Source organism: Pseudomonas sp. 7SR1 (assembly GCF_900156465.1).
In the GTDB taxonomy this organism is placed as follows: domain Bacteria; phylum Pseudomonadota; class Gammaproteobacteria; order Pseudomonadales; family Pseudomonadaceae; genus Aquipseudomonas.
In genome coordinates this window covers 2,378,809-2,404,669 of sequence record NZ_LT707064.1, presented here as the reverse complement: position 1 = coordinate 2,404,669, position 25,861 = coordinate 2,378,809, and the positions used below count along the sequence as shown (strand labels likewise).

Below are 25,861 nucleotides of genomic sequence, written 5' to 3'. Positions count from 1 at the left end.
CGTATACTCGCCGCGCCTTTTCAACCCCGCCCACGCCGGAGTGTTTCGATGGATCCTGCCGTTTTCGAAGAGTGGATGATGACTGGCCTGGTCAGCATCCTGATCATTTTCATGGGTTTCATCGTCTGGGACCTGGCCAAGAAATCCAAGGCCGGACGCTTCGGCTCGTTCATCCTGTTCTTCGTGCTGGGCCTTGGCGTGGCAGCGTTCATCATCAAGAGCGTGGTGATCGGCCTGATCGAATCCGGGACGCTATAAGCGCGCCGGCACTTCCTTCCACTGGCCCTGGTCGAGCCCTTCGATCGTCCAGTCGCCGATCCTGACCCGCACCAGGCGCAACGTCGGCAAGCCCACCGCAGCGGTCATGCGCCGGACCTGGCGGTTGCGCCCCTCGCGAATCACCAATTCCAGCCAGCTCGTAGGCACGCTCTTGCGAAAGCGCACGGGTGGGTTGCGTGGCCACAGCTGCGGCTCATCCAACTGCCGCGCCTCGGCCGGCAAGGTCATGCCGTCGTTCAACTCCACGCCATCGCGCAGACGCTGCAACTGCCCGGCACTCGGCTCGCCTTCCACCTGCACCCAATAGGTCTTGGCCAGCTTATGCCTAGGGTCGGCAATGCGCGCCTGCAATTGCCCATCGTTGGTGAGCAGCAGCAACCCTTCACTGTCGCGATCCAATCGCCCGGCCGGATAAATGCCCGGTATGTCGATGAAATCCTTGAGCGTCGCCCGCCCCTGGCCATCGCTGAACTGGGTCAGCACATCGAAGGGTTTGTTGAACAGGATCAGCTTCGGCTCCGCCGGCGGGGGCTTGGCCACGCGGCGCGGCGCGGTTGCCTGTGGCTTCGCGCCGGGACGACGGGAAGCGGGACGAGGAGAACGGGACATAGTGGCACGGCATCTAGCGATCAGGGCCGCCAATGCTAGTGGCCCGACCGCTAAATAACCACCGTCACATCAGCGGAACGGAGGCTCGTCGAAGCTGCGCAGCTTGCGGGAGTGCAAGGAGTTCAGCTCGGTGCGCAGCAGGTCCAGCGCGGCGATGCCGATCTTCAGGTGCTGGTTGACCGCCCGTTCATAGAACGCGTTGGCCGAACCGGGCAGCTTGATCTCGCTGTGCAGCGGCTTGTCCGAAACGCACAGCAACGTGCCATACGGCACCCGCAGGCGATAACCCTGGGCCGCGATGGTGCCGCTCTCCATATCCACCGCCACGGCGCGAGACAGGTTGATCAACGGACGTTCCTGGGCCCAGCGCAGTTCCCAGTTGCGGTCATCGTAGGTCAGTACCGTGCCGGTACGCAGGCGCTTCTTCAGCTCGTCGCCCTTCTCGCCGGTGATATTCGCCGCGGCCTGCTGGAGCGCCAGTTGCACTTCCGCCAGGGCCGGAATCGGAATGTTTGGCGGTACCACCCGGTCGAGGATGCCATCGCGGCGCATGTAGGCGTGGGCCAGGACATAGTCGCCGATGGTCTGGGACTGCCGCAGGCCGCCGCAGTGACCGATCATCAGCCAGCAATGCGGTCGCAGTACCGCCAGGTGGTCGGTAATGTTCTTGGCGTTGGACGGACCCACCCCGATGTTCACCAGGGTCACGCCATGGCCGTCGCTGGCCTGCAGGTGATAGGCCGGCATCTGGTAGCGGTGCCAGACCACGCCGGCGGCGATGGCCGAGGCTTCGCCGTGGTCCATGTTCTTGTCGATGATCACGTTGCCCGGCAGGACCATACGCACGAAACGCGGATCGCTGCGCAACTGCTCCAGGCCGTGGACGATGAACTGGTCGACATAGCGGTGATAGTTGGTCAGCAGGATCCAAGGTTGCACATGGCGCCAGTCGCTACCGGTGTAGTGCACCAGTCGGCGCAGGGAGAAGTCCACGCGGGCGGCATCGAACAGCGCCAGGGGCAGCGGGTCGGTATTTTCCCAGTCATAGAGCCCGTCGGCGATGCCGTCGGTGGCGGCCGACAGGTCTGTGCTGGGGAAAACCCGCGCCAGCACCGCTGCCGTCACGCCGGAGCCGGCCAGTTCGTCACCCTGCTCGACCACGTACGGGTACGGGATGTTCTGTTCGCTGACACCCACTTCCACGGTGACGGTAAAGTCATGCATCAGCGGGACGAGCTGTTCCAGCAGGTATTTACGGAACGCGGCAGGGTGGGTAACGGTGACGCAATAAGTGCCCGGCAGCTGGACCTTGGCGTAGGCCCGGGTGGTTTGTGGGACTTCGCCGTGGCAATGGTAGGTCAGGCGCAGGGCGGGATAGCGAAACAAGGCCCGCTGCTCGGCATCCGGTTCGATTCGATCCTTGAGGTAACGCATGAGCGCCTGGTTCAGCGCGGTGGTCGCACGCTCGTGCAGTGCCGCGAGCCGGTCTACGGCTTGCTCGGCGGTTTGAACGACAATAAACGCTTCGGTCACGATCAGCTTCCTGTGTTCTGACTTGCAGGCCTTCATCTTGCCTGCATCGCCGCCCGACGGGAACAGTGGCGTATTGGCGCGCTCGATCATTCACCCACAATTGATCTTCAGCCCCTGTGGAGGCCAGCTTGATCGCTCCCACAGGGAGAGGTGGTGTTTCTAAAAGCCATGCGGAGTCGAGCGCGCCACGATCGCCTCGACATTCAACCCCCGAGGCAGGGCTCCATACGCCCGGCCGGTCGAACCCAGGCGACTTGCGATGAAGGCATCGCTGACCTCGCTGTTCCCCGCCTCCAGCAACAGCCTGGCTTGCAGGCCCACGGCGATGTCTTCGGTCAACTGCCGGGCGCGGTACTGGATGTCGTCGGTGTCCTTGAACGCCGTGTGCAGTCCCTCGATATGGGCGGCCAGGCGTTTGTCGCCGTGGCCGTCGCCCAGTTCGCTGAACAGCACTTCCAGCACCCCCGGCTCCTTGGACAGGGCCCGCAATACATCCAGGCATTGCACGTTGCCGGAGCCTTCCCATGTCGAGTTGACCGGCGCTTCCCGGTACAGGCGCGGCAGGATGCTGTCTTCCACGTAACCGGCACCGCCCATGCATTCGGCGGCCTCGTTGATCATCCCGGGGGCGCGCTTGCAGATCCAGTATTTGCCCACCGCCGTCACCAGCCGGGCGAACCTGGCCTCGTGCTCGTCACTCAAGTGATCCAGCGCCCGGCCCATGCGCAGGCTCAGGGCCAGGGCGGCCTCGTTTTCCAGGGCGAGGTCGGCCAGGACGTTCTGCATCAGCGGCTGCTCGCTCAGCAACCGGCCGCCGACCTGGCGGTGCGCGCAATGATGGCTGGCCTGGGTCAGGGCCTGGCGCATCAGGGCGCTGGAACCGACCATGCAATCGAAGCGTGTCATGGCAACCATCTCGATGATGGTCGGTACCCCCCGCCCCTCTTCGCCCATCATCCAGGCCAGGGCCCCACGGAACTCGACTTCGCTGGAGGCATTGGAACAATTGCCCAGCTTGTTCTTCAACCGCTGAATGTAGAACTGATTGCGGGTGTCGTCCGGGCGGTGGCGCGGCAGCAGGAAACAGCTCAACCCCTTGTCGGTCTGGGCCAGGGTCAGGAAGGCATCGCACATCGGTGCCGAACAGAACCATTTGTGACCCACCAGCTCATAGGCCTGCCCCGGACCGCTGGCGCCCACCGGATAGGCCTTGGTGGTGTTGGCGCGCACATCGGTGCCGCCCTGTTTCTCGGTCATCGCCATGCCAAGGGTGACCCCGGCCTTGTGCGCCATGCCGACATTGCGCGGGTCGTATTCGGTGGCGAGCACTTTCGGCAGCCAGCGCTCGGCCAGGTCCGGTTGCAGGCGCAACGCCGGCACGCTGGCGAAGGTCATGGTCAACGGGCAACCGGTGCCCGCTTCGGCCTGGCTATGCAGGTAGGTCATCGAAGCCCGGGCGACGTGGGCACCGGGTTGCGGATGGGCCCAAGGCAGACTGGGCAGGCCATGCTCGATGGCGGTGCGCATCAACTGATGGTAGGCGGGATGGAATTCCACCAGGTCGATGCGGTGGCCATAACGGTCATGGCTGGAAAACACCGGCTTGTTCTGGTTGGCCAGGAAGCCCGCCTCCATCAACGGCCCACCGGCCAGCGCGCCGTACTCATCGATCCGCGCCTGTGCCCAGCCAGCGCCAAAACGCTGCGACCACTGTTGCAGCGGCAGGTCGATGCGATACAGGTTGGCACCGTCCAGGGAGGGGGGCTGATTGGTGACGTCGTGGGTTTCGGCGAACTGGTGCAGGTTCATGACGGGGCTCCTCGGTCGGCCAGCAGACCTTCAGTTAAGCACCGCCTCCAGGCCGAACAAAGTGTCATACCTGCCTAAATATCGGCGCTTTCACCCTGCTTAGGACAAAGCACCCGCCGTTGCAGGATCGTCTGCAACACCTCGAATTTCACCGGTTTGCTCAGGTAATCGATCAAAGAACCCGAGGGACAGAAAGGCTGCTCCAGGGAGGGACTGACCACCAGCACCGGCACATCTTCACACCCGGCCAGGGTACGGATCTGGCAGCAGACCGCCGCCCCGTCCAGCGGGGTCGACTGGCAGTCGAGCAACACCGCATCGAAACTGTCTTGCTGCAACAGTTCCAGTGCCGCATGCCCGTTGTCGACCGTACGCACCCGATAGCCAAGCTTGAGCAACATGCCGCGCATGACCAACTGATCGACGCTATTGTCATCGGCCAACAGCACCGTGCAGTCCTGGGGCCGGCGAGCGCCCTGCCGAGCGCCGAACGAAAACGGCGTGGGCACGGACACGGGCAGTGCCGTCTCGAATTCGACGTCCAGCTGGAAACGGCTGCCACGGCCGGGCTCGGAGGTATGGGTCAAACGGCCACCGAGCAACTCCACCAGTTGCCGGCAAATCGCCAGGCCGACGCCGAGACCACCGAACTCACGGGTCATCGAGCCGTCGAGCTGGAAGAACCGCTGGTACAACGTCGCCTCGCCCAGGTCGGTGAAGCCGATGCCGGTATCGATCACGGCGAAGGACAGCGCCCATCGATCGAGCGCCGTTGGCCTGCCACTGACTCGCAGCGCAAGCCCCCCCACCCGGGTGAACTTGATGGCATTGTCCAACAGGCACTCCAGGCATTGCGCCAGCTTGCCGCTGTCCCCCAGCAGGCGATCCGCCACGCCGGATGCCACGTCAACCTTGAAATCCAGCCCCTTGGCCCCGGCATTGCTGCCGAACTGCACCTGCAGGGCATCGATCATCCCGCGAAGGCTGAACGGTGCCGGCGAAACCTTGAGCTTGCCCGCCTGCAACTCGGTGAGGGTGAGCATACCGTTGACCATACGCATCATGTCCCGCGCCGAACCGGCGGCGGTCTGCTGGTACTGGATCAGCTCCTCCCCCATTTCGACGGTTTCCATCAGCTCCAGGGAACCGATCACACCATTCATGGGGGTACGCAGCTCGTGGGTCAGGGTGGCGAGGAATTCGTCCTTGAGCTTGTTGCCCTGGACCAACTGCTGGTTGAGCATTTCCAGTTTCTGCCCGGCGTCGAACAGCGTCTGGGCCTGCTGTTCACGCATGGCGTTGATGCGGTCGGCCAGGGCCAGGGACAACAGCGCCACCTCGATGGCCGAGCCGATCTGGCTGGCGTACATGGTCAGGAAGACGTTCGGCAGGTAGCCGAGCACCATCATCGTGTTGACGATGCCCCCCACCAAGAACGCCGACCAGGCGATGATGAAGTAACGAGCCACCCGCAACCCGCGCCACCAGGCGAACAACCCGGCGGCAAAGATCACCACGGTGAAGACCAGCGCCAGTAGTGTCGCCAGACGCAGTGCCAGGGCGTAGCTGGTCATCAAAGACAGGCCGATCACCACGGCGCTGTAGGCGATCAAGGCCAGCAACAGCCGGTCCATCCAGCGGCAGTACTGGGTGGTCTGCAGGAAGCTGCGGGCGAACTGGCTGCCGAACAGTCCTGCGCAACCGATGAAGAACGGCGTCGCGGCGTTGGCCCACCAGGGGCTGTCCGGCCAGAAGAACTCCACCGCCGCGCCGTTGACCGACAACTGATAGAGGCCGAACGAAGCGATGTAGACGATGTAATAGAGGTAGCTGGTGTCTCGCACGCTCAGGTAGATGAACAGGTTGTAGACCAGCATCCCCAGCAACACGCCATAGATGGTCCCTAACACATACAGGCGCACCGGTTGCTGTTCGAGGTAAGCGGTGCTGGACCACAGCGTCAGCGGCGCCTGGATCGACCCCTCGCTCTGCAGGCGCAGATACACGGTCTGGCGCTGGTCGGGCTTGAAGTCCAGGCTGAAGACATAATTGTTCTGGCGAATTTCCCGGGCGGCGAACGGCAGCGCATCGCCGGTCCGGCGAACCAGGCGATACGCTCCCGTGGCGTCCGGCAGGTACAGGTCGAGGTGGTCCAGCGGCGGATACGCCAGCTCCAGCAGCCAGGTGCGCTGGGCCTGGGGATTCTCGGGACGGTAGTGCAGGTCGATTTTCAGCCAGAACGCCGACCGTGAATAACCGGCGTTGAGGGTGTCCTTGCCATGGGGCTTGAAGCCACCGGTTGCGGCCTGGGCCATGACATCGTCGAGGGTGGCCGTGCCGTTGACGTCTTCGAAAACCTGCATGGCCTGACCCAGGGACAGGCGTTGGGTGAACTCATTGAATTCGAGGGCGCTCGCCAAGGGGGGCAAGCACAGCAGCAACATCAGCAAATAGCGCATTTAAGCCCCAGCGTGGCCTGTCCGGTTGAGTCAGGAAGCCCCCCATTCCCTGAGTAGACGTAAAACCGGCATTACCTGTTATGTGTTGGATCCATCTTTAGCATAGCCGCTGATGGCCAATCTGCACCATTGAAATTTTTCCACCAGAACGCTCTAGAACGGGCGTTTCAGCGCAATGCATTGAGCTAGAGCTGTTGCTTTGGTCAGATTGCGATGCGCCCCTGCAGCCAGGCTCGAGGGTGGCGAGGGGACTTTAGCGTTTCGCCAGGCTCTGTACGAAAAGTCTTGAGACGAAGGTCAGGCAGTGCGGGGCAGTTTTCAACGCAGCATGAACAGGCATCAAGGCTTTTCGTACAGGGCCTTGGATCCCTCGCCACACATAAATCCTGCCTGCAGCTGTTTCCCCTGCTACAGGCGTGCGCCGATCGAATGGGTTTGGTGGTAAGCTCGCGCACCATGAATATCTACAGCTCTCGCCCCGTTGTCCTCTGTCTCTCCGGCCACGACCCCAGTGGGGGGGCCGGCCTGCAGGCAGATATCGAAGCCTTGCTCGCCCAGGGTTGTCACGCCGCTGCGGCGGTTACCGCGCTGACCGTGCAAGACACGGTGAACGTGAGCGATTTCCGCGTACTCGACCGGGAGTGGGTCCTGGCGCAAGCCAATGCCGTGCTCAACGATTCGTCGGTGGCGGCAGTCAAGCTGGGCATGCTCGGCTCGCTGGAAATGGTCGACACCGTGGTCGAGCTGCTCCAGGCGCATCCGCATTTGCCGACGGTCTGCGACCCGGTGCTGCGCGCCGGCGGCGGTGGTCGCCTGGGCAAGGATGAAGTCGGCTACGCCATGCGCGAACGCCTGTTGCCCTTGTCGATCATTGCCACCCCCAATCTGCCCGAAGCCCGCATCCTCGCCGAACTGCCCGAGGGCAGCGCGGATGAATGCGCCGAAAAACTGCTGCCCTTCGTCAAGCACCTGTTGATCACCGGCGGTCATGGCGACGAACATGAAGTTCACAATCGCCTGTATAGCCGGGACGGTCGTCGCGAAACCTTTACCTGCCAGCGCCTGCCCGGCAGCTACCATGGCTCCGGCTGCACCCTGGCCAGCGCCCTGGCCGGCCGACTGGCCCAGGGCGAACAGCTTGCCAGCGCCGTGAAGACAGCCCTGGACTACACCTGGCGCACCTTGCGCGATGCCGAACAGCTGGGCAAAGGCCAGTTCGTGCCGCGTCGCCTGCCGCTGGATTTCTGCTCCTAGCACCGGAGGCCTGCTGCATGAAACTACGTGGCCTTTACGCCATCACCGATAGCCAGTTACTGGCCGGCAAGTTCCTCGCCTATGTCGAAGCGGCACTGGAAGGTGGCGTCACCCTGCTGCAATACCGCGACAAGAGCAGCGACGAAGCACGGCGCCTGCGCGAAGCCGAAGCGCTGCGCAACCTGTGCGAACGCTACAAGACCCAGCTGATCATCAACGACGATGCCGAGCTGGCTGCGCGCCTGGGCGTCGGCGTGCACCTGGGACAGACCGATGGCCCGCTGGCACCGGTGCGGGCGCTGCTCGGGCGCAAGGCGATCATCGGCTCCACCTGCCATTCCAGCCTGGAGCTGGCCGAACAGGCGGCCAGCGAGGGTGCCAGCTATGTCGCCTTCGGACGCTTCTTCAACTCCAACACCAAGCCCGGCGCGCCCAGCGCAAACCTTGAACTGCTCGAACAGGCCCGCGTCAAACTGCATATCCCGGTATGCGCCATTGGCGGCATCACCCTGGACAATGCCGCCCCGCTGGTGGCCCACGGTGTCGACCTGCTCGCCGTGGTCCACGGCCTGTTCGGCGCCGACAGCACCGCCGAGGTGACGCGCCGCGCCCGCGCCTTCAACAGCCTGTTGCACATCAACTGATTCCGATTTCGAGAGACCGACCATGTCCCGTTCCGAAACCCTGTTTGCCAACGCCCAGAAACATATCCCCGGCGGCGTGAACTCCCCCGTCCGTGCATTCAAGAGCGTCGGCGGCACCCCGCTGTTCTTCAAGCACGCCGAAGGCGCATATGTCACCGACGAAGACGACAAGCGCTACGTGGACTACGTGGGCTCGTGGGGCCCGATGATCCTCGGGCACAGCCATCCGGACGTGCTGGATGCCGTACGCCGGCAACTGGAGCACGGCCTGTCCTACGGTGCCCCGACCGCGATGGAAACCGAGATGGCCGACCTGGTCTGCTCCATCGTGCCGTCCATGGAGATGGTGCGCATGGTCAGCTCCGGCACCGAGGCGACCATGAGCGCCATCCGCCTGGCCCGCGGCTACACCGGTCGCGACAGCATCATCAAGTTCGAAGGCTGCTACCACGGCCATTCCGACAGCCTGCTGGTCAAGGCCGGTTCCGGCGCGTTGACCCAAGGCGTGCCCAGCTCGGCCGGCGTGCCGGCGGCATTCGCCAAACACACCCTGACCCTGCCGTTCAACGATCTGGAAGAAGTCGAGAAGATGCTCGGCGAAGTCGGCCAGGAAGTGGCGTGCATCATCGTCGAGCCGGTGGCCGGCAACATGAACTGCGTTCCGCCGGCCCCCGGTTTCCTCGAAGGCTTGCGCAGCCTGTGTGACCAACATGGCGTGGTGCTGATCTTCGATGAAGTGATGACCGGTTTTCGCGTGTCCCTCGGCGGAGCCCAGGCCCATTACGGCGTGACTCCGGACCTGAGCACCTTCGGCAAGATCATCGGCGGTGGCATGCCAGTGGGCTGCTTCGGCGGCAAGCGCGCCATCATGGAATGCATCGCGCCGCTGGGCCCGGTCTACCAGGCCGGCACTCTGTCGGGCAACCCGCTGGCCATGGCCGCCGGCCTGACCACCTTGCGCCTGATCAGCCGCCCCGGCTTCCACGCCGAGCTGACCGACTACACCACCCGCCTGCTCGACGGCCTGCAGATTCGTGCGGACGCCGCAGGCATCCCGTTCGTGACCACCCAGGCCGGCGGCATGTTCGGGCTGTACTTCAGCGGCGCAGATGACATCGTGACCTTCGAAGATGTCATGGCCAGCGATGCAGATCGCTTCAAGCGCTTCTTCCACCTGATGCTCGAAGGCGGCGTCTACCTGGCACCGAGCGCATTCGAAGCCGGCTTTACCTCCATCGCCCATGGCGAGGCCGAGCTGAAGATCACCCTCGATGCGGCCGAACGAGCCTTCGCTGCGCTGAAGTAAGCCTGTGGATAACTGACGCTGGCTGACACCAGCGTCAGTGATTGACGATAGCCCCCGGCCTCTTTTCCTACGCCTTTACCCCTGAAGCCGCCATTGATGCCCATCAGCAGCAGAAAAACGAGTAAAGACTTTGTAAGGATGGCCCTGCTTATTTCATAATGCGCGCTTATTGGATCCCCCGGAGGGTCCGCGCGCCCCTCAGAGGTAAGTCGATTCCCATGAACCGCACCGGCCGCACCCTTGCCCTGGGCTGCCTGTTGCTCCTTCAGCCCCTGCTGGCGAATGCACAGGCAGGCGGCAACTCGTTGTTGATCCCGGCGATGGGCCGTTGCACGCTCAACACCCAGCCACAAGATCTCGCACCGGCGCTCGACGCCTGTCGAAAAGCGGCGGACGCAGGCGATGCTCAAGCGCAATACGAGCTGGGTGAGTTCTACTACGACGGCAAGGCCGCGCCACGCGACCTCAAGCTGGCCCTCGACTATTTCGAAAAAGCCTCGCTGCAAGGCCATGCCCAGGCGCAGTTCAAGCTGGGCGGCATGTTCTTCCATGGCGAAGGCGTACCCGCCAATAACGTCCAGGCCTACATTGTCCTGAAGATGGCAGCGGTCAATGGCGCCGAAGAAGCCCTGGACACCGCCGACGAAGTCGCCGAGCAGATGCCCCGCGACGAGCTGGAAGTGGCAACCCAGGTGCTGGGACAGATCTTCCGCAAATACCTGATGGAATTGCAGAACGCCGACGGGCGCACGCCTTTTTCACCACTGCCCTGACTATTCTTCGGCCTTGATGGCCTCATCGCGAGCAAGCTCGCTCCCAAATGGGCTCTCTGTGCGCACAAGTTTGCGAGCATCGACAATCCAGCGTGGGAGCGAGCTTGCTCGCGATTGGGAGCACCTCGGTCTTGACTTACTTCTCGGGCATCGGCATCGGAAATGGCATCACGTTGCCAACCGTGCCACGGGCTTCGCTGATTTTCGGGGTGCCCAGGCGCTCCACCTCGTCGATACGCACGATCGAGTGCATCGGCACAAAACTGCGCACCACGCCTTCGAACTGTGCCTTGAGCTTTTCTTCACTCGGATCGACGACCACCTGCGTGCGCTCGCCGAAGACGAACTCTTCTACCTCCAGGAAGCCCCACAGATCGCTCTGGTAGATCTGCTTGGCGTACATCTCGAACACCTGGCCCTGGTTGAGGAAAATCACCTTGTAGATTGGAGCTTCACGTTTGGTCATGGCAGGCGAAACACATCGGCGGGTAAAAATGAGGGCGCGAACTATAGCATAGCCGTTGCTCGCACAGCGGTAGGAACCGGGGGACTTGTTCCCTATAATGCGCGGTTCTTTGAATCACGTGAGACCCAGGTCCATGGCCAAGAAGCTTTACATCGAAACCCACGGTTGCCAGATGAACGAGTACGACAGCTCGCGCATGGTGGATCTGCTGGGTGAGCACCAGGCCCTGGAAGTCACCGCGCGCGCTGAAGACGCGGACGTGATCCTGCTCAATACCTGCTCGATCCGCGAACGCGCCCAGGACCGGGTCTACTCCCAGCTCGGCCGCTGGCGCGAACTCAAACTGGCCAACCCGGAGATGGTCATCGCCGTGGGTGGCTGCGTGGCCAGCCAGGAAGGCGCGGCGATTCGTGACCGTGCGCCGTACGTTGACGTGGTTTTCGGCCCGCAGACCCTGCACCGCCTGCCGGAAATGATCGACGCGGCGCGCATCACCAAGCTGCCGCAGGTCGACGTCACATTCCCCGAGATCGAGAAATTCGACCACCTGCCCGAGCCCCGCATCGATGGCCCGAGCGCCTATGTCTCGGTCATGGAAGGTTGCAGCAAGTACTGCACTTTCTGCGTAGTGCCCTACACCCGGGGCGAAGAAGTCAGCCGGCCATTCGACGACGTGATCGCCGAGATCATCCATCTGGCGGAGAACGGCGTTCGAGAAGTCACGCTGCTGGGGCAGAACGTCAACGGTTATCGTGGCCTGACCCATGACGGCCGGCTCGCGGACCTCGCCGAACTGATCCGCGTGGTCGCGGCGGTGGACGGCATCGACCGTATTCGCTACACCACTTCGCACCCCCTGGAGTTCTCCGACAGCCTCATTCGCGCCCATGCCGAGGTGCCGGAACTGGTCAAGCACCTGCATCTACCGGTGCAATCGGGTTCCGACCGGATCCTCGCGGCCATGAAACGCAACCACACGGCGCTGGAGTACAAGTCCAAACTGCGCAAACTGCGGGCGGCGGTTCCGGGGATCTGCATCAGTTCGGACTTTATCGTCGGTTTTCCCGGCGAAACCGAGAAAGACTTCCAGCAGACCATGAAGCTGATCGAAGACGTGGGTTTCGACTTTTCCTATTCCTTTGTTTATAGCCAGCGCCCCGGCACTCCGGCGGCCGACCTGGCGGACGACACCCCCGAGGAATTGAAAAAGGAACGGCTCAACGCCTTGCAGCACCGTTTGAACCAGCAGGGTTTCGAGATCAGCCGACAAATGGTCGGTACCATCCAGCGGATCCTGGTGACCGATTACTCGAAAAAAGACCCTGGCGAACTGCAAGGACGGACCGAAAACAACCGCATCGTCAATTTCCGCTGCGACACCCCGGCCCTGATCGGCCAGTTCGCCGACGTGCACATCGACTCCGCGCAACCGCACTCCCTGCGGGGTTCGCTGGTCCAGTAACCCCCCATTGCCTGTGGGAGCGAGCCTGCTCGCGATAGCGGTGGATCAGTTGATGCCAATGTCGACAGACACTCAGCCACCGCGAGCTGGCTCGCTCCCATAGGGATAGTGTCGAGCCCTGTGATCGTTTAAGACCTTTCACACCCAGCCTACTGGCGTTATCCTTGATTTCACTTCAATTGCCCCGGGCGGCTAAAAACGACCTTGAACGCACCCATCGAACCCCATCGCTTTATCCTCGAGCCCTTTGAGGCTCGCCGCTTCGCCAATCTGTGCGGGCAATTCGACGAGCACCTGCGCTTGATCGAACAGCGCCTGGCCATCGAGATCCGTAACCGCGGAAACCAGTTCGAGCTGATCGGCGAACCCAAGCACACCACCTCCGCGGAAAACCTCCTGCGCCGTCTCTATCGGGAAACCAAAGGGAGCGAGCTGTCGCCGGACACGGTCCACCTGTTCCTGCAGGAATCGGCTGTCGAAGAACTCGACAACCACGCCCCGTCGGAACCTGCCGTGGCCCTGCGCACGAAGAAAGGCATGATTCGCCCGCGCGGCTTGAATCAACAGCGCTACGTGAAGGAAATCCTGGGCAACGACATCAACTTCGGCATCGGCCCGGCCGGTACCGGCAAGACCTACCTGGCCGTGGCCTGCGCGGTGGACGCGCTGGAGCGCGAACAGGTCCGGCGCATCCTCTTGGTGCGGCCGGCAGTCGAAGCGGGTGAAAAGCTCGGTTTCCTGCCGGGCGACCTGACCCAGAAGATCGACCCGTACCTGCGGCCCCTGTATGACGCGCTCTACGAAATGCTCGGCTTCGAACATGTCGCCAAGCTGATCGAGCGCCAGGTCATCGAGGTCGCGCCGCTGGCCTACATGCGCGGTCGTACATTGAACAACAGCTTCATCATCCTCGACGAAAGCCAGAACACCACCGTCGAACAGATGAAAATGTTCCTGACCCGGATCGGCTTCGGCTCAACCGCCGTCATCACCGGGGACATCACCCAGGTCGACCTGCCTCGTGGCACCAAGTCCGGGCTGCACCATGTGATCCAGGTGCTCAAGGACGTGCCGGGTATCAGCTTCACCCATTTCATGCCCAAGGACGTCGTGCGCCATCCACTGGTACAGCGCATCGTCGAGGCCTATGAGCGCTTCGAACAGCGCGCGGCCGAGGACACGCATGACGGCAAAGGCAATCGCCCCGATGCTTGAACTCGACCTGCAACTGGCCAGTGAACACCCCGCGCCCCAGGAAGCCCAGTTCCGCCAGTGGTGCGAGCTGGCGTTGCGCCAGCGCAGCGCCGACTCGGAGCTGACGATCCGCCTCGTGGACGAACCCGAAGGCCGCGAGCTGAACCACACCTGGCGGCAGAAAGACTACGCCACCAACGTGCTGTCGTTCCCCGCCGACGTGCCCGACGATCTGCTGGACATTCCGCTACTGGGCGACCTGGTGATCTGCGTGCCGGTGGTGGAGCGCGAAGCGGCCGAACAGGGCAAGAGCCCCGAGGCCCACTGGGCCCATCTGGTGATTCACGGCTGCTTGCATCTTCTGGGGTACGACCATATTGAAGATGAAGAAGCCGAGGAAATGGAAGCGCTGGAACGAACGTTGCTAGCTGAGTTGGGTCATCCCGACCCCTACGCCGACGACGAACACTGATACATCAACCTGTAACGACAAAGGATTCAGAGTAATCGCTATGAGCGAAGATCGATCGACCAACGGGCAGAAGTCATGGCTGGGCAAGCTCACCCAGGCTTTTGCCCATGAGCCGAAAAACCGCCAGGAGCTGCTGGAGCTGCTGCGCGATGCACACCAGAACAAACTGCTGGACAGCGAAGCGCTGGCCATCGTCGAGGGCGCCATCCAGGTCGCTGACCTGCAGGTACGGGACATCATGGTCCCGCGCTCGCAGATGATCAGCATCAAGGCGACCCAGACACCCCGCGAATTCCTGCCAGCCGTGGTGGACTCGGCCCACTCGCGCTATCCGGTGGTCGGCGAGAGTCACGACGATGTCATGGGCGTGCTGCTGGCCAAGGACCTGCTGCCGCTGATCCTCCAGGAGAACGGCGACAGCTTCAACATCAAGGACCTGCTGCGTCCGGCCACCTTCGTGCCCGAATCCAAGCGCCTCAATGTGCTGCTGCGCGAGTTCCGCGCCAACCACAACCACATGGCCATCGTCATCGACGAGTACGGCGGCGTGGCCGGGCTGGTCACCATCGAGGACGTGCTAGAGCAGATCGTCGGCGACATCGAGGACGAGCATGACGTGGAAGAAGACAGCTACATCAAGCCGTTGCCCAGCGGCGACTTCCTGATCAAGGCCCTGACGCCGATCGAGAACTTCAACGAGTTCTTCGACAGCCAGTTCTCCGACGACGAGTTCGACACCGTCGGCGGCCTGGTGATGAGCGCCTTCGGCCACCTGCCCAAGCGCAACGAAACCACGGAAATCGGTTCCTGGCGCTTCCGCATCCTGAACGCCGACAGCCGCCGGATCCACCTGCTGCGCCTGTCACCCATCGCCCGTTAAACCACTCGAGACCCGCTAAGGACATACATGCGCTGGATAACCCGCCCCGGCTGGCCCGGTAACCTGCTGGCCGTGGCGGCCGGCGCGATCACCACCCTGGCCCTGGCGCCTTTCGACATCTGGCCCCTGGCACTGCTGGCGGTGGGGTTGTTCTACGCAGGGTTGCGCGAGCTTTCCCCTCGCCAGGCCCGGGGCCGCGGCTGGTGCTTCGGCTTCGGCCTGTTTGGCGCCGGCACCAGCTGGATCTACGTCAGCATCCATAACTTCGGCGGCGCCTCGGTATTGCTTGCCGGGCTGCTGATGCTGCTGTTCGTTGCCGCCATCGCCTGGTTCTTCGCCCTGCCCGCCTGGCTCTGGGCCCGCTGGCTGCGGCGCAACGAAGCCCCATTGGCCGACGCCCTGGCCTTCGCCGCGCTCTGGCTCGGCCAGGAGGCCTTTCGCGGCTGGTTCCTCACCGGATTCCCCTGGATGTATTCCGGCTACAGCCAGCTCGACGGTCCGCTGGCCGGCCTCGCGCCGCTGGGCGGAATGTGGCTGATTTCCTTCACCCTGGCCCTGACCGCTGCGCTGCTGTACAACGCGCCCCGGCTGATCCGCGCCAGGCGCAAGGGATTCATCGCGGCCGGCGTGGCATTGCTGGCGGGCCCGTGGATCGTCGGCATGGCGCTCAAGGGGCATGCCTGGACCAGCCCTTCGGGCGACCCGCTGAGTGTCGCGGCGATCCAGGGCAACATCGAACAGAACATGAAGTGGGACCCCGATCAGCTCAACGCGCAACTGGCCCTGTACCGCGACATGAGCTTCGCCTCCAAACGCGTCGACCTGCTGATCTGGCCGGAAACGGCGGTCCCGGTGCTCAAGGAATCTGCCCAGGGCTATCTGGACATGATGGGCAACTTCGCCGCCGAGCGGCAATCGGCGCTGATTACCGGCGTGCCGATTCGCCAACTGGTGCGCCACGAGAAGCGCTATTTCAATGGCATCACCGTGACCGGCGAAGGCGACGGCACCTACCTCAAGCAGAAGCTGGTGCCGTTCGGCGAATACGTGCCCCTGCAGGACCTGCTGCGGGGCCTGATCGCGTTCTTCGACCTGCCCATGTCGGATTTCGCCCGCGGCCCGTCCGACCAGCCATTGCTGCAGGCCAAGGGTTACCAGATCGCGCCGTTCATCTGCTATGAAGTGGTCTATCCAGAATTCGCCGCAGGCCTGTCGGCCCGCAGCGACCTGCTGCTGACCATCAGCAACGACACCTGGTTCGGCACGTCCATCGGCCCCTTGCAACACTTGCAAATGGCCCAGATGCGTGCCCTGGAAGCCGGTCGCTGGATGATCCGCGCCACCAACAACGGCGTGACCGGCCTGATCGACCCCTTTGGGCAAATCACCGCACAGATCCCTCAATTCGAGCGAGGCATCCTCTATGGCGACGTGGTGCCGATGCATGGACTGACACCGTACCTGCAATGGCGCTCGTGGCCATTGATCATCCTGTGTGTGTTGCTGGTGGGCTGGGCGCTGATGGCGGGGCGGATGGCCAAGACCGTCTAAGGCCTTTTCCCGCCCCCATGGAGAGCGGCTTTATCCCCGCTGGGGCGCGAAGCGCCCCCCATTCAAACTGTCTGGCACACCACAGTGTCGGTTCTTTTTCGGGGCTGCTTCGCAGCCCAGCAGGGATAAAACCCCCTCGCCACAGACAGGCCATTCATCACAAGGCCGTTCAGCGATAGAACAACCAATACCCCACCAGCCCCACCGCCTCGTTCATCAACTGCCCTGATTGCCAGATCGACTTGAACTCCGGCATCCAGCCACCCAGCGGTCGCGCATTGTCCTGCCCCAGGAAACCCACCGGCGCCGGCACCACTTCAAATCCCGACCGTTCGAAGCTCATGACCGCCCGTGGCATGTGCCACGCCTGGGTCACCACCACGACCCGCTTGATACCCGCCGGCAGCAGGATCTCGGCGCTCATCCGGGCATTTTCCCAAGTGGTGCGGCTGCGCCCTTCCTGCCAGCGCACGGTGACGCCGAAATCGTCCCGCATCGAATCGGCCATCAACTGTGCCTCGGAGGGCGGGCTGCCGTAGTGCAGGCCGCCGGAGGTCAGCACCGGCAGTCCCGAGGCCTTGGCCAGGCGCGCCGCATAACGCTGGCGCTCCAGGCCGACACCAGTGGGCTGGTCGGCGCCCCAGGCCAGGTCGCCGCGCTCGCGGCCCGAGCCCAGTATCACGATGGCATCGGCCCGCTGGGCCAGACCTGCCCATTCGCTGTGCAGCAAAGGCGGTTCGCGCTCCAGGCCCTTGGCACTCCACTGCACCACCACCGGCAGGCTCATCAGCCAGAAACCGCCCAGCCCCACGATAAAACACAGGCGGGCCAGGCGCGGCCGGGAATCACGCCACCACCAGGCAAGCGCCAGCAACAGCAACAGAAGGCCGGGAGGTAATAAAAGCTGTTTGATGAAATAGCGAAACGGCATCGGGCATCTCCATAGATGCCCGAAGCCTAGGTGGGTTGACGCAAAGCGACAACAGATTCGAAAAGACCTTGAATCAAAAAAGCAGCACGCGTGAATCCGGCTTACTTGAACTGCATGGACCGGACCTTTGCAGCATCCTTGTCGGGCGTCCGATCCTTGAGCCAGACAACCTTGGCCGAACGGGGCGCATCGAGACGCTGGAGTACCTGGGCCCCGCTTGTGCGGGCCTGATGTCCGACCTGTTCGAGGTAAGCCTTGACCAGTTCGAACTCTGCGGGGCTCAAGCCACGCAGTTCCAGCTCTGCCGGACGCTCATCGCGCAAGCGACCGGCGGTTCTTGCAGCGTCCAGGGCCACCCCGAGACGATCGATCAGTTTTTCATACAACTCCGGTGTAGCGACTTTTCGTTGTGATTCAACCATCCCTCACCTCATTGAAGATAAGACTCACTCCCCATTGAGAAGCTTAGCTTCGCTGGGCAAACCGGCAGGACGCCGCGACCAACGGCCCTGAACGCTCGGTGGCGCCGGCTGTCGACACGGTCCGACACGCAATCAGGGTTTCCCTCCGCGGAGCGCGGTCATGTATGCTACGGCGCTTCCTGTAACTCCACTTCCAGCTCCGCTGGGCATCGAAAGCGCCACATTTGGCGTCGTTCGCGTCCAGCATGGCAACGAAGCGGATTGGGCCACCCCATTCAGTACAAAAGTAGCCATGCACGAACACTACCAGCCCCGTGAAATCGAAGCCGCCGCCCAGTCTTTCTGGGACGAGCAAAAGTCCTTTGAAGTCAGCGAACAGCCAGGCAAGGAAACCTACTACTGCCTGTCGATGTTCCCTTACCCCAGCGGCAAGCTACACATGGGGCATGTGCGCAACTACACCATCGGCGACGTGATCTCCCGCTACCAGCGCATGCAAGGCAAGAACGTCCTGCAGCCCATGGGCTGGGACGCCTTCGGCATGCCGGCGGAAAACGCCGCGATGAAGAACAAGGTGGCCCCTGCCAAGTGGACCTACGAAAACATCGCCTACATGAAGTCCCAGCTGCGCAGCCTGGGCCTGGCGGTGGACTGGTCCCGCGAGGTCACCACCTGCAAGCCCGACTACTATCGCTGGGAACAGTGGCTGTTCACCCGCCTGTTCGAAAAAGGCGTGATCTACCGCAAGAACGGCACCGTGAACTGGGACCCGGTGGACCAGACCGTACTGGCCAACGAACAGGTCATCGACGGCCGCGGCTGGCGCTCCGGCGCGCTGATCGAAAAGCGCGAGATCCCGATGTACTACTTCAAGATCACCGCCTACGCGGATGAGCTGCTGGAGAGTCTCGACGAACTGACCGGCTGGCCCGAACAGGTCAAGACCATGCAACGCAACTGGATCGGCAAGTCCCGGGGCATGGAAGTGCAGTTCCCGTACGATGTCGCCTCCATCGGCGAAGCCGGTACCCTGAAAGTCTTCACCACCCGCCCGGATACGCTGATGGGCGCCACCTACGTCGCCGTCGCCGCCGAGCACCCGCTGGCGACCCTGGCGGCCCGGAACGACTCCGAACTGCAAGCCTTCATCGCCGAATGCAAGAGCGGCAGTGTGGCCGAAGCCGATGTCGCCACCCAGGAGAAAAAAGGCCTGCCGACCTCGCTGTTCGTCGAGCACCCCCTGACCGGTGAGAAACTTCCGGTATGGGTCGCCAACTACGTGCTGATGCACTACGGCGATGGCGCCGTGATGGCGGTGCCGGCCCACGACGAGCGTGACTTCGAATTCGCCCACAAGTACGACCTGCCGGTCAAGCCGGTGGTCCGCACCAGCGCGGGCGACCAGACCCCGGCCCCTTGGCAGGACGCCTACGGTGAGCACGGCGAGCTGATCAACTCCGGCGAATTCGACGGCCTGGACTTCGCCGGCGCGTTCGACGCCATCGAAGTGGCCCTGATCAAGAAGAACCTGGGCGCCTCCCGCACCCAGTTCCGCCTGCGCGACTGGGGCATCAGCCGCCAGCGCTACTGGGGCTGCCCGATTCCGATCGTGCATTGCGACGCCTGTGGCGACGTCCCGGTGCCGGAAGACCAGCTGCCGGTGGTCCTGCCGGAAGACGTCGTACCCGACGGTGCCGGCTCGCCCCTGGCCCGCATGCCCGAGTTCTACGAGTGCAGTTGCCCGAAATGCGGCGCACCGGCCAAGCGTGAAACCGACACCATGGACACCTTCGTCGAGTCCTCCTGGTACTACGCCCGCTATGCCTCGCCGCGCTATGAAGGCGGCCTGGTAGACCCGGCGGCAGCCAACCACTGGCTGCCGGTGGACCAGTACATCGGCGGTATCGAACATGCGATCCTGCACCTGCTCTATGCGCGCTTCTTCCACAAGCTGATGCGCGACGAAGGCCTGGTCAATTCCAACGAACCGTTCAAGAACCTGCTGACCCAGGGCATGGTGGTCGCCGAGACCTACTACCGCCGCGAGGCCAACGGCGCCTACACCTGGTACAACCCGGCGGACGTGGAGCTGGAGCGTGACAGCAAGGCCAAGGTCATCAGCGCCAAGCTGATCGCCGATGGCCTGCCGGTGGAAATCGGCGGCACCGAGAAGATGGCCAAGTCCAAGAACAACGGCGTCGACCCACAGTCGATGATCAACCAGTTCGGCGCCGACACCTGCCGCCTGTTCATGATGTTCGCCTCGCCACCGGACATGAGCGCGGAATGGTCCGACTCCGGCGTCGAAGGCTCGCACCGTTTCCTCAAGCGCGTCTGGCGCCTGGCCCAGGCCCACGTCACCCAGGGCCTGCCGGGCAAGCTGGACATCACCGTCCTGAACGACGAACAGAAGGCCATCCGCCGCGCGATCCACCTGGCCATCAAGCAGGCCAGCCATGACGTCGGCCAGAATCACAAATTCAACACCGCCATCGCCCAGGTGATGACGTTGATGAACGTCCTGGAAAAAGCCGCCCAAGGTACTGAACAGGATCGTGCGCTGCTGCATGAAGGCCTGGAGGCCGTCACGTTGCTGCTGGCTCCGATCACCCCGCACATCAGCCATGAACTGTGGAATCGCCTGGGCCACGCGGACCCGGTGATCGACGCTTCCTGGCCCGTGGTGGATGAAAGCGCGCTGGTTCAAGACAACCTGACCCTGGTCATCCAGGTCAACGGCAAGCTGCGCGGGCAGATCGAAATGCCGGCCAGCGCCAGTCGCGAAGAAGTCGAAGCCGCCGCACGGGCCAACGAAAACGTGCTGCGCTTCGTCGACGGCCTGACGATCCGTAAAGTGATCGTGGTGCCCGGCAAACTGGTCAATATCGTCGCAAGCTAATTGGATCGGGCGCCCGGCCGCGGCCGGGCGCCGAATATGACCTGCGGGGCCGCACTGTCGGCCCATAGGGTTTCAAGGGGAGCAACAAGATGATCAAACGTAATCTGCTGGTCATGGGCCTGACCGTCCTGCTGAGCGCCTGCGGCTTCCAGCTGCGGGGCACCGGCACCACCGAGCTGGCCATCACCGAGCTGGATCTCAGCGCACGGGATGCCTATGGCGACACCGTGAAAATGCTGCGCCAGACGCTGGAGAGCAGCGGCGTGAAAATCTACAGCGGGGCACCGTACAAGCTGGTCCTGACCAACGAGCAGCAAACCCAGCGCAGCTTGAGCTACGCCGGTGCCGGCCGTTCGGCCGAGTACGAGCTGTCCAGCGTGCTGAGCTATGAAGTGCGCGGCCGGAATAACCTGATGCTGCTGGACGACAAGCTCCAGGTGCAGAAGGTCTACCTGCACGACGGCAACAACATCACCGGTTCCGACCAGGAGTCCAGCGAAGTGCGCGGCGAAATACGCCGTGACCTGGTACAGCGCATGATGCTGCGCCTGCAGCAACTGACGCCCACCCAACTGGATCAACTGCAGCAGACCGCCGATGCCCGAGCCAAGGCAGAAGCCGAAGCGCTGGAAGCGGCACGCAAGGCTGAGGCGCAAACCCCGCAGCAGTCGCCCCTGCAGATCCCTTCTGAATAAGCCTTGCGGGGCGCCCTCGCGCCCCGCTCGCCCTCTCTTATGAACCGTCTATGAAGCTGGCCCCCGCCCAACTCGGCAAACATCTGCAAGGTGCCCTCGCGCCGGTCTACATCATCAGCGGCGACGACCCGCTGCTGTGCCAGGAGGCCGCCGACGCCATCCGCTGCGCCGCCCGCCAACAAGGCTTCGACGAGCGCCAGGTGTTCGCCGCCGACGCCAGCTTCGACTGGGGCACCTTGCTCCAGGCCGGTGCGAGCATGTCCTTGTTCGCCGAGAAACGCTTGCTGGAACTGCGCCTGCCGTCCGGCAAACCCGGCGACAAAGGGGCCGCCGCGCTGATCGAATACTGCTCACGACCGGCCGAGGACACCGTACTGCTCATCAGCCTGCCGAAACTCGACGGCAGCGCGCAGAAGACCAAGTGGGGCAAGGCCCTGGTCGAAGGCCCACAGACCCAGTTCGTGCAGATCTGGCCGGTGGACGTCAGCCAGTTGCCGAGCTGGATCCGTCAGCGCCTGTCCCAGGCCGGCCTGTCGGCCAGCCAGGACGCAGTGGAACTGATCGCCGCCCGGGTCGAAGGCAACCTGCTGGCCGCCGCCCAGGAGATCGAAAAGCTCAAGCTGATGGCCGAAGACGGGCAGATCACCGTGGAAACGGTGCAAGCCGCCGTAGCCGACAGTGCGCGCTTCGATGTCTTCGGCCTGACCGATGCGATCCTCAACGGCGAAGCCGCCCATGCCCTGCGCATGCTCGAGGGTTTGCGGGGCGAAGGCGTCGAGCCGCCGGTGATCCTCTGGGCCCTGGCCCGGGAGTTGCGCCTGCTGGCCAACCTGTCGCTGCAATACAGCCAGGGCGTCCCCCTGGACAAAGCCTTCAGCCAGGCCCGCCCCCCGGTCTGGGACAAGCGCAAACCGCTGATGAGCAAGGCCCTGCAACGCTATTCCGCACCGCGCTGGGCGCAGTTGCTGCTGGAAGCCCAGCGCATCGATGCGCAGATCAAGGGCCAGGCCGCAGGCTCGCCGTGGATGAGCCTGAGCCGGTTGACGCTGTTGATGGCCGGCCAGCGCCTGCCGTTACCCGCCGAATAAACACACGGCAGAGCACACTGCATACCGTTGACTGGAGACTTACCCGGCAGGGGACTACCCGTGGTGAAGAGATTCATCTGTGGCAACGGGATCATTTGTGGCAACGGGACTTATCTGTGGCGAGGGGATTTATCCCCGCTGGGGCGCGAAGCGCCCCCCTTGATTCGCACCTGAAACCCTGCAGCACCAGACTCCAGCGCGGCTTCACACCCCAACAGGAAATTCCCTCGCCACAGGCAATCTCTCACCACAAATTGCCTGTCCGTCTGAACGTCACTTCCTGCACAATGCAGGGACTGGACAAAAACCCAGTCCTGTCCCATGATTTGCCTCGCAAGAAATCATCCCCCAGGAGAGATCCGATCATGCGCAAAAAGCCATCCAGGCATGGCCCCAACAAGGCCAAGTCCATCATCGCCCAGCCCCTGTTCCGAAGCCGTCAGGAACGACCCGCCAAGGGCAAGGGCAGCTACCGCCGCGAAGCCTTCCAGTCTGACAACTGGGAGGCTTCTTGCTTTGTGGCGGCTTGAAACATCGGGACCAGCCCAATTGTGCCTCGCCCATGATAAGGTCAGCATCTGATCTGTATTTCTGGACCCCTGCATGCCCTTCTGTCTTTCTCGCCGCTGGCCCCTGCGCCAATTGGCTGCTGCCACAAGCCTCGCGCTGCTAGTCGCCTGCGCAGAAAAACCCACCGCCGCCGACGCCCAACCACTCCAGACCGTTCCCGCCGTGACCGCTCCGGCCGTGGTCCCACCTGTGGTGCCCACCGGCGACAACCTCGACATCGCTCCCACCCAGACCTTCGCCGAATGGCAAGCGAGCTTTCGCAAGGAGGCCCTGGCCGCCGGAATTCGTGCCGACCTGTTCGATCGCGCCTTTATCGGCGTGAGCCCGGACATGAGCGTGATCAAGGCCGATCGCAGTCAGCCGGAGTTCACCCGGCCGGTCTGGGAATACCTCGATGGCGCGCTGTCCCCGTTGCGGGTCAGCAAAGGCAAGAACCTGATCCAGCAGAATGCCCAGGTCCTGCAGAACATCGAGCAGCGTTATGGCGTGGATCGCCAGGCGCTGGTGGCGGTGTGGGGCATGGAGAGCAACTTCGGCCAGTTTCAGGGCAACAAGTCGGTGATCAACTCCCTGGCGACCCTGGCCTATGAAGGGCGGCGCCCGGGCTTCGCCCACGCGCAACTGATCGCCGCGCTGCAAATCCTGCAACAGGGCGACATCACACCGGAAAAAATGCTCGGCTCGTGGGCCGGCGCCATGGGCCAGACCCAATTCATCCCCACGACCTACAACACCCACGCAGTGGACTTCGACGGCGACGGCCGCCGCGACATCTGGGGCAGCGCCACCGACGCCCTGGCCTCCACCGCCCACTACCTGCAAAGCTCCGGCTGGCAACGCGGCCAGCCGTGGGGGTTCGAGGTGCGACTCAAGGATGGGTTCAACTACCCCTTGGCCGATGGCTCGGTCCGCAAGCCGGTCTCCGAATGGCTGCAACTGGGGGTCAGCCTGCCGAGCGGCAGCCAGGTCCCGCCCGGCACCGAACAACTGTCGGCGGCCCTGCTGCTGCCCGCCGGTTATCGCGGCCCGGCGTTCCTGGTGCTCGACAACTTCCGCGCCATTCTCAAGTACAACAACTCCTCGTCATACGCTTTGGCGGTGGGCCTGCTGTCGGAGCGGTTCAGAGAGGGGGGATTGATCTACGGCCAGTGGCCCAAGGATGACCTGCCTCTGAGTCGCAGCGAACGCATCGAACTGCAAACCCTGCTAAGCAAGCACAATTACGACGCAGGCAACCCCGACGGCATCATCGGCGCCAACACCCGCAAGGCGATTCGCAGTGCCCAGCAATCCTTCGGCTGGCCGGCGGATGGGTACCCGACCCATCAATTGCTGGAAGGCCTGCGCAACCGCTGACTCACCTTGCGGCCGCAAGCAAGCTCGCTTCCACATGGAAACCCGGCTCAAACGGGCTGTCTCCAGGAGTTGGACACACATCCAACCCCTGGGGCTGCTCAACATCAAGCCTGACGGTCGGCCACCACATCCTGTTCCAATACCAACCGCTTGCCCCCCGCATCCAGCTTCACCAAGGCCCCCATGGGCAAGGTCAGGTTCGGATCGCAGTGCCCGCTACGCCAGCCGGACAGCACCGGGATGCCGTAAGGTTCGAAGGTCTGCTTGAGCAAGCGATTCAGCGCCTCGCCATCCACCCCGGCCACATCCCCCACCAGCACGCCGTTGAGCCGCGACAAGGTGCCGGCCAGGCGCAACTGGGTCAGTAACCGGTCGATGCGGTACAGCGGCTCGTTGACGTCCTCGATGAACAGAATCACCCCGTCGGCATCGATCTGATAAGGCGTGCCCATGGTGGCCGCGATAATCGACAGATTCCCCCCCAACAGGCGCCCCTGGGCGATGCCAGGCTTCACGACGGTCAACGGATAGGCCTCGGGATGGATCATGACGCTGCCCGCCTTCATCTGCCCGCGCAGGAAGCTGAAAAACGAAGTGACGGTGGAGGGCTCCTTGCCCCCCAGCAGATCGGCGTTGAGCAACGGCCCATGGAACGTGACGAAACCCGCGTATCGGCTGATGGCCAGGTGCAGCGCGGTAATATCGCTGTAGCCAACAAACGGCTTGGCGTTGTCGCGCAGAAGCTGGAAATCGATGCGATCCAGCAAGCGCGGCGTGCCATAGCCACCGCGCAGGCAAATGATGGCCTTGACCTCGGGGTCGGCGAAGGCGGCGTGGAAGTCGTCGAGGCGAACGTCGTCGCTGCCAGCCAGGTAGCCATCCTTTTCATAGACCCCGGGGAATATCCGCAACTCGTGGCCACGGGCACGCATCCATTGCACTGCCTTTTCCGTGTCCAGCACGCCGGGACCGGCCGGCGCGATCACGGCGATCACCCCCTCGGGCGGCAACGCGGGGACCATCTGGTGAGGACAAAGGGCGTGCGTGGGTCGAACGGTCATCCATGGATCTCCCTGGGAAGTGATGCACACACAGTAGTCAGGAACGAGCCCGAACAGAAGGGATCGCCGCCGGTTGCTACAAGAAAGGCTGAATTTACAGAAATCCGAGGCAAAAAAATGCCCGCTGGCGAGACACCGCGCGGGCATT

At 63.2% G+C, this 25,861-nt stretch carries 23 protein-coding genes; 15 read left to right on the top strand and 8 right to left on the bottom strand.

Annotated elements, in window-relative coordinates:
* The first annotated feature begins 48 nt into the window (after positions 1-48).
* Positions 49-258 carry a DUF2788 domain-containing protein gene (locus BW992_RS10950; RefSeq protein ID WP_039594082.1) on the top strand — a complete coding sequence of 70 codons (210 nt, stop codon included), beginning with the start codon at positions 49-51 and terminating at the stop codon, positions 256-258.
* Here the strand turns inward: BW992_RS10950 and BW992_RS10945 are convergent.
* The 4 genes from BW992_RS10945 to BW992_RS10930 form a co-directional block, all read right to left on the bottom strand.
* The gene (locus tag BW992_RS10945) at positions 253-819 is read right to left on the bottom strand and encodes a pseudouridine synthase (protein WP_168199552.1); all 567 of its coding nucleotides are present in this window, start codon (positions 817-819) and stop codon (positions 253-255) included. The two genes, BW992_RS10950 and BW992_RS10945, sit on opposite strands and share 6 nt — an antisense overlap.
* A 138-nt stretch (positions 820-957) precedes the next feature.
* Complete coding sequence (gene amn, locus BW992_RS10940; RefSeq protein ID WP_165887859.1) at positions 958-2,457, bottom strand: AMP nucleosidase; 1,500 nt, start codon at positions 2,455-2,457, stop codon at positions 958-960.
* 123 nt (positions 2,458-2,580) lie between these two features.
* Positions 2,581-4,230: an acyl-CoA dehydrogenase family protein gene (locus BW992_RS10935; RefSeq protein ID WP_076406208.1), complete on the bottom strand. Its 1,650-nt coding sequence runs from the start codon at positions 4,228-4,230 to the stop codon at positions 2,581-2,583.
* A 74-nt stretch (positions 4,231-4,304) separates the two neighbouring features.
* Positions 4,305-6,689 carry a hybrid sensor histidine kinase/response regulator gene (locus BW992_RS10930; protein ID WP_076406206.1) on the bottom strand — a complete coding sequence of 795 codons (2,385 nt, stop codon included), beginning with the start codon at positions 6,687-6,689 and terminating at the stop codon, positions 4,305-4,307.
* 456 nt (positions 6,690-7,145) lie between these two features.
* Here BW992_RS10930 and BW992_RS10925 point away from each other — a divergent pair, with 456 nt between their 5' ends.
* The 4 genes from BW992_RS10925 to BW992_RS10910 all read left to right on the top strand — a co-directional run bounded on the left by BW992_RS10925 (position 7,146) and on the right by BW992_RS10910 (position 10,666).
* Positions 7,146-7,943, top strand: a complete 798-nt coding sequence (locus BW992_RS10925; RefSeq protein ID WP_072395892.1) for a bifunctional hydroxymethylpyrimidine kinase/phosphomethylpyrimidine kinase — start codon at positions 7,146-7,148, stop codon at positions 7,941-7,943.
* A gap of 17 nt (positions 7,944-7,960) precedes the next feature.
* Entirely contained in the window at positions 7,961-8,587 is a 627-nt protein-coding gene (gene thiE / locus BW992_RS10920; RefSeq protein ID WP_072395890.1) for a thiamine phosphate synthase, read from the top strand.
* Positions 8,588-8,609: 22 nt separating this feature from the next.
* Positions 8,610-9,893, top strand: coding sequence for a glutamate-1-semialdehyde 2,1-aminomutase (gene hemL, locus BW992_RS10915; RefSeq protein WP_072395888.1), 1,284 nt, complete (start codon positions 8,610-8,612; stop codon positions 9,891-9,893).
* Between the two features lie 218 nt (positions 9,894-10,111).
* Positions 10,112-10,666, top strand: coding sequence for a tetratricopeptide repeat protein (locus BW992_RS10910; RefSeq protein ID WP_072395876.1), 555 nt, complete (start codon positions 10,112-10,114; stop codon positions 10,664-10,666).
* Positions 10,667-10,802: 136 nt separating this feature from the next.
* On the opposite strand, the gene BW992_RS10905 is transcribed toward BW992_RS10910, so the two are convergent.
* Complete coding sequence (locus BW992_RS10905) at positions 10,803-11,132, bottom strand: DUF1820 family protein (RefSeq protein WP_024780849.1); 330 nt, start codon at positions 11,130-11,132, stop codon at positions 10,803-10,805.
* 133 nt (positions 11,133-11,265) lie between these two features.
* Here BW992_RS10905 and miaB point away from each other — a divergent pair, with 133 nt between their 5' ends.
* From miaB to lnt, 5 genes are all read left to right on the top strand, one after another.
* Entirely contained in the window at positions 11,266-12,594 is a 1,329-nt protein-coding gene (gene miaB, locus BW992_RS10900; RefSeq protein ID WP_165887259.1) for a tRNA (N6-isopentenyl adenosine(37)-C2)-methylthiotransferase MiaB, read from the top strand.
* A gap of 204 nt (positions 12,595-12,798) precedes the next feature.
* The gene (locus BW992_RS10895; RefSeq protein ID WP_072395872.1) at positions 12,799-13,809 is read left to right on the top strand and encodes a PhoH family protein; all 1,011 of its coding nucleotides are present in this window, start codon (positions 12,799-12,801) and stop codon (positions 13,807-13,809) included.
* The gene (ybeY, locus tag BW992_RS10890; RefSeq protein ID WP_072395870.1) at positions 13,802-14,260 is read left to right on the top strand and encodes an rRNA maturation RNase YbeY; all 459 of its coding nucleotides are present in this window, start codon (positions 13,802-13,804) and stop codon (positions 14,258-14,260) included. The genes BW992_RS10895 and ybeY overlap by 8 nt, the downstream gene beginning before the upstream one ends.
* 40 nt (positions 14,261-14,300) lie before the next feature.
* Positions 14,301-15,140, top strand: coding sequence for an HlyC/CorC family transporter (locus tag BW992_RS10885; RefSeq protein ID WP_072395868.1), 840 nt, complete (start codon positions 14,301-14,303; stop codon positions 15,138-15,140).
* Between the two features lie 27 nt (positions 15,141-15,167).
* Positions 15,168-16,691, top strand: coding sequence for an apolipoprotein N-acyltransferase (gene lnt, locus BW992_RS10880; protein WP_076406205.1), 1,524 nt, complete (start codon positions 15,168-15,170; stop codon positions 16,689-16,691).
* Positions 16,692-16,860: 169 nt separating this feature from the next.
* Here lnt and BW992_RS10875 read toward each other — a convergent pair whose 3' ends face one another.
* Positions 16,861-17,622 carry a YdcF family protein gene (locus BW992_RS10875; protein WP_076406203.1) on the bottom strand — a complete coding sequence of 254 codons (762 nt, stop codon included), beginning with the start codon at positions 17,620-17,622 and terminating at the stop codon, positions 16,861-16,863.
* A gap of 101 nt (positions 17,623-17,723) precedes the next feature.
* On the bottom strand, positions 17,724-18,044 hold the full coding sequence (locus BW992_RS10870) for a hypothetical protein (RefSeq protein WP_072395842.1): 321 nt from the start codon (positions 18,042-18,044) through the stop codon (positions 17,724-17,726).
* A gap of 292 nt (positions 18,045-18,336) precedes the next feature.
* On the opposite strand from BW992_RS10870, the gene leuS reads away from it, so the two are divergent.
* The 5 genes from leuS (at position 18,337) to BW992_RS10845 (ending at position 24,652) form a co-directional block, all read left to right on the top strand.
* Positions 18,337-20,943: a leucine--tRNA ligase gene (leuS, locus tag BW992_RS10865; protein ID WP_076406201.1), complete on the top strand. Its 2,607-nt coding sequence runs from the start codon at positions 18,337-18,339 to the stop codon at positions 20,941-20,943.
* Between the two features lie 89 nt (positions 20,944-21,032).
* The gene (locus BW992_RS10860; RefSeq protein WP_072395838.1) at positions 21,033-21,638 is read left to right on the top strand and encodes an LPS-assembly lipoprotein LptE; all 606 of its coding nucleotides are present in this window, start codon (positions 21,033-21,035) and stop codon (positions 21,636-21,638) included.
* A gap of 50 nt (positions 21,639-21,688) precedes the next feature.
* A complete protein-coding gene (gene holA, locus BW992_RS10855) occupies positions 21,689-22,726 on the top strand; it encodes a DNA polymerase III subunit delta (protein WP_072395836.1) in 1,038 nt (345 codons plus the stop codon).
* Between the two features lie 365 nt (positions 22,727-23,091).
* On the top strand, positions 23,092-23,256 hold the full coding sequence (gene arfA / locus BW992_RS10850) for an alternative ribosome rescue factor ArfA (protein ID WP_072395834.1): 165 nt from the start codon (positions 23,092-23,094) through the stop codon (positions 23,254-23,256).
* Positions 23,257-23,329: 73 nt separating this feature from the next.
* Positions 23,330-24,652: a lytic murein transglycosylase gene (locus BW992_RS10845; RefSeq protein ID WP_072431397.1), complete on the top strand. Its 1,323-nt coding sequence runs from the start codon at positions 23,330-23,332 to the stop codon at positions 24,650-24,652.
* Positions 24,653-24,756: 104 nt separating this feature from the next.
* Here the strand turns inward: BW992_RS10845 and BW992_RS10840 are convergent, their stop codons facing one another.
* Positions 24,757-25,713 (bottom strand): S66 peptidase family protein, encoded by a 957-nt coding sequence (locus BW992_RS10840; protein WP_076406199.1) that lies wholly within the window; start codon positions 25,711-25,713, stop codon positions 24,757-24,759.
* Positions 25,714-25,861: the final 148 nt, after the last annotated feature.

Bases quoted from the DNA above. Each gene is read 5' to 3' on its own strand.
- BW992_RS10930 (WP_076406206.1), bottom strand. From the start codon at position 6,689: ATGCGCTATTTGCTGATGTTGCTGCTGTGCTTGCCCCCCTTGGCGAGC.
- BW992_RS10905 (WP_024780849.1), bottom strand. From the start codon at position 11,132: ATGACCAAACGTGAAGCTCCAATCTACAAGGTGATTTTCCTCAACCAG.
- leuS (WP_076406201.1), top strand. From the start codon at position 18,337: ATGCACGAACACTACCAGCCCCGTGAAATCGAAGCCGCCGCCCAGTCT.
- hemL (WP_072395888.1), top strand. From the start codon at position 8,610: ATGTCCCGTTCCGAAACCCTGTTTGCCAACGCCCAGAAACATATCCCC.
- amn (WP_165887859.1), bottom strand. From the start codon at position 2,457: ATGAAGGCCTGCAAGTCAGAACACAGGAAGCTGATCGTGACCGAAGCG.
- arfA (WP_072395834.1), top strand. From the start codon at position 23,092: ATGCGCAAAAAGCCATCCAGGCATGGCCCCAACAAGGCCAAGTCCATC.
- BW992_RS10860 (WP_072395838.1), top strand. From the start codon at position 21,033: ATGATCAAACGTAATCTGCTGGTCATGGGCCTGACCGTCCTGCTGAGC.
- lnt (WP_076406205.1), top strand. From the start codon at position 15,168: ATGCGCTGGATAACCCGCCCCGGCTGGCCCGGTAACCTGCTGGCCGTG.
- holA (WP_072395836.1), top strand. From the start codon at position 21,689: ATGAAGCTGGCCCCCGCCCAACTCGGCAAACATCTGCAAGGTGCCCTC.
- BW992_RS10885 (WP_072395868.1), top strand. From the start codon at position 14,301: ATGAGCGAAGATCGATCGACCAACGGGCAGAAGTCATGGCTGGGCAAG.
- BW992_RS10845 (WP_072431397.1), top strand. From the start codon at position 23,330: ATGCCCTTCTGTCTTTCTCGCCGCTGGCCCCTGCGCCAATTGGCTGCT.
- thiE (WP_072395890.1), top strand. From the start codon at position 7,961: ATGAAACTACGTGGCCTTTACGCCATCACCGATAGCCAGTTACTGGCC.
- BW992_RS10870 (WP_072395842.1), bottom strand. From the start codon at position 18,044: ATGGTTGAATCACAACGAAAAGTCGCTACACCGGAGTTGTATGAAAAA.
- BW992_RS10925 (WP_072395892.1), top strand. From the start codon at position 7,146: ATGAATATCTACAGCTCTCGCCCCGTTGTCCTCTGTCTCTCCGGCCAC.
- miaB (WP_165887259.1), top strand. From the start codon at position 11,266: ATGGCCAAGAAGCTTTACATCGAAACCCACGGTTGCCAGATGAACGAG.
- BW992_RS10935 (WP_076406208.1), bottom strand. From the start codon at position 4,230: ATGAACCTGCACCAGTTCGCCGAAACCCACGACGTCACCAATCAGCCC.
- BW992_RS10875 (WP_076406203.1), bottom strand. From the start codon at position 17,622: ATGCCGTTTCGCTATTTCATCAAACAGCTTTTATTACCTCCCGGCCTT.
- BW992_RS10950 (WP_039594082.1), top strand. From the start codon at position 49: ATGGATCCTGCCGTTTTCGAAGAGTGGATGATGACTGGCCTGGTCAGC.
- BW992_RS10840 (WP_076406199.1), bottom strand. From the start codon at position 25,713: ATGACCGTTCGACCCACGCACGCCCTTTGTCCTCACCAGATGGTCCCC.
- ybeY (WP_072395870.1), top strand. From the start codon at position 13,802: ATGCTTGAACTCGACCTGCAACTGGCCAGTGAACACCCCGCGCCCCAG.
- BW992_RS10910 (WP_072395876.1), top strand. From the start codon at position 10,112: ATGAACCGCACCGGCCGCACCCTTGCCCTGGGCTGCCTGTTGCTCCTT.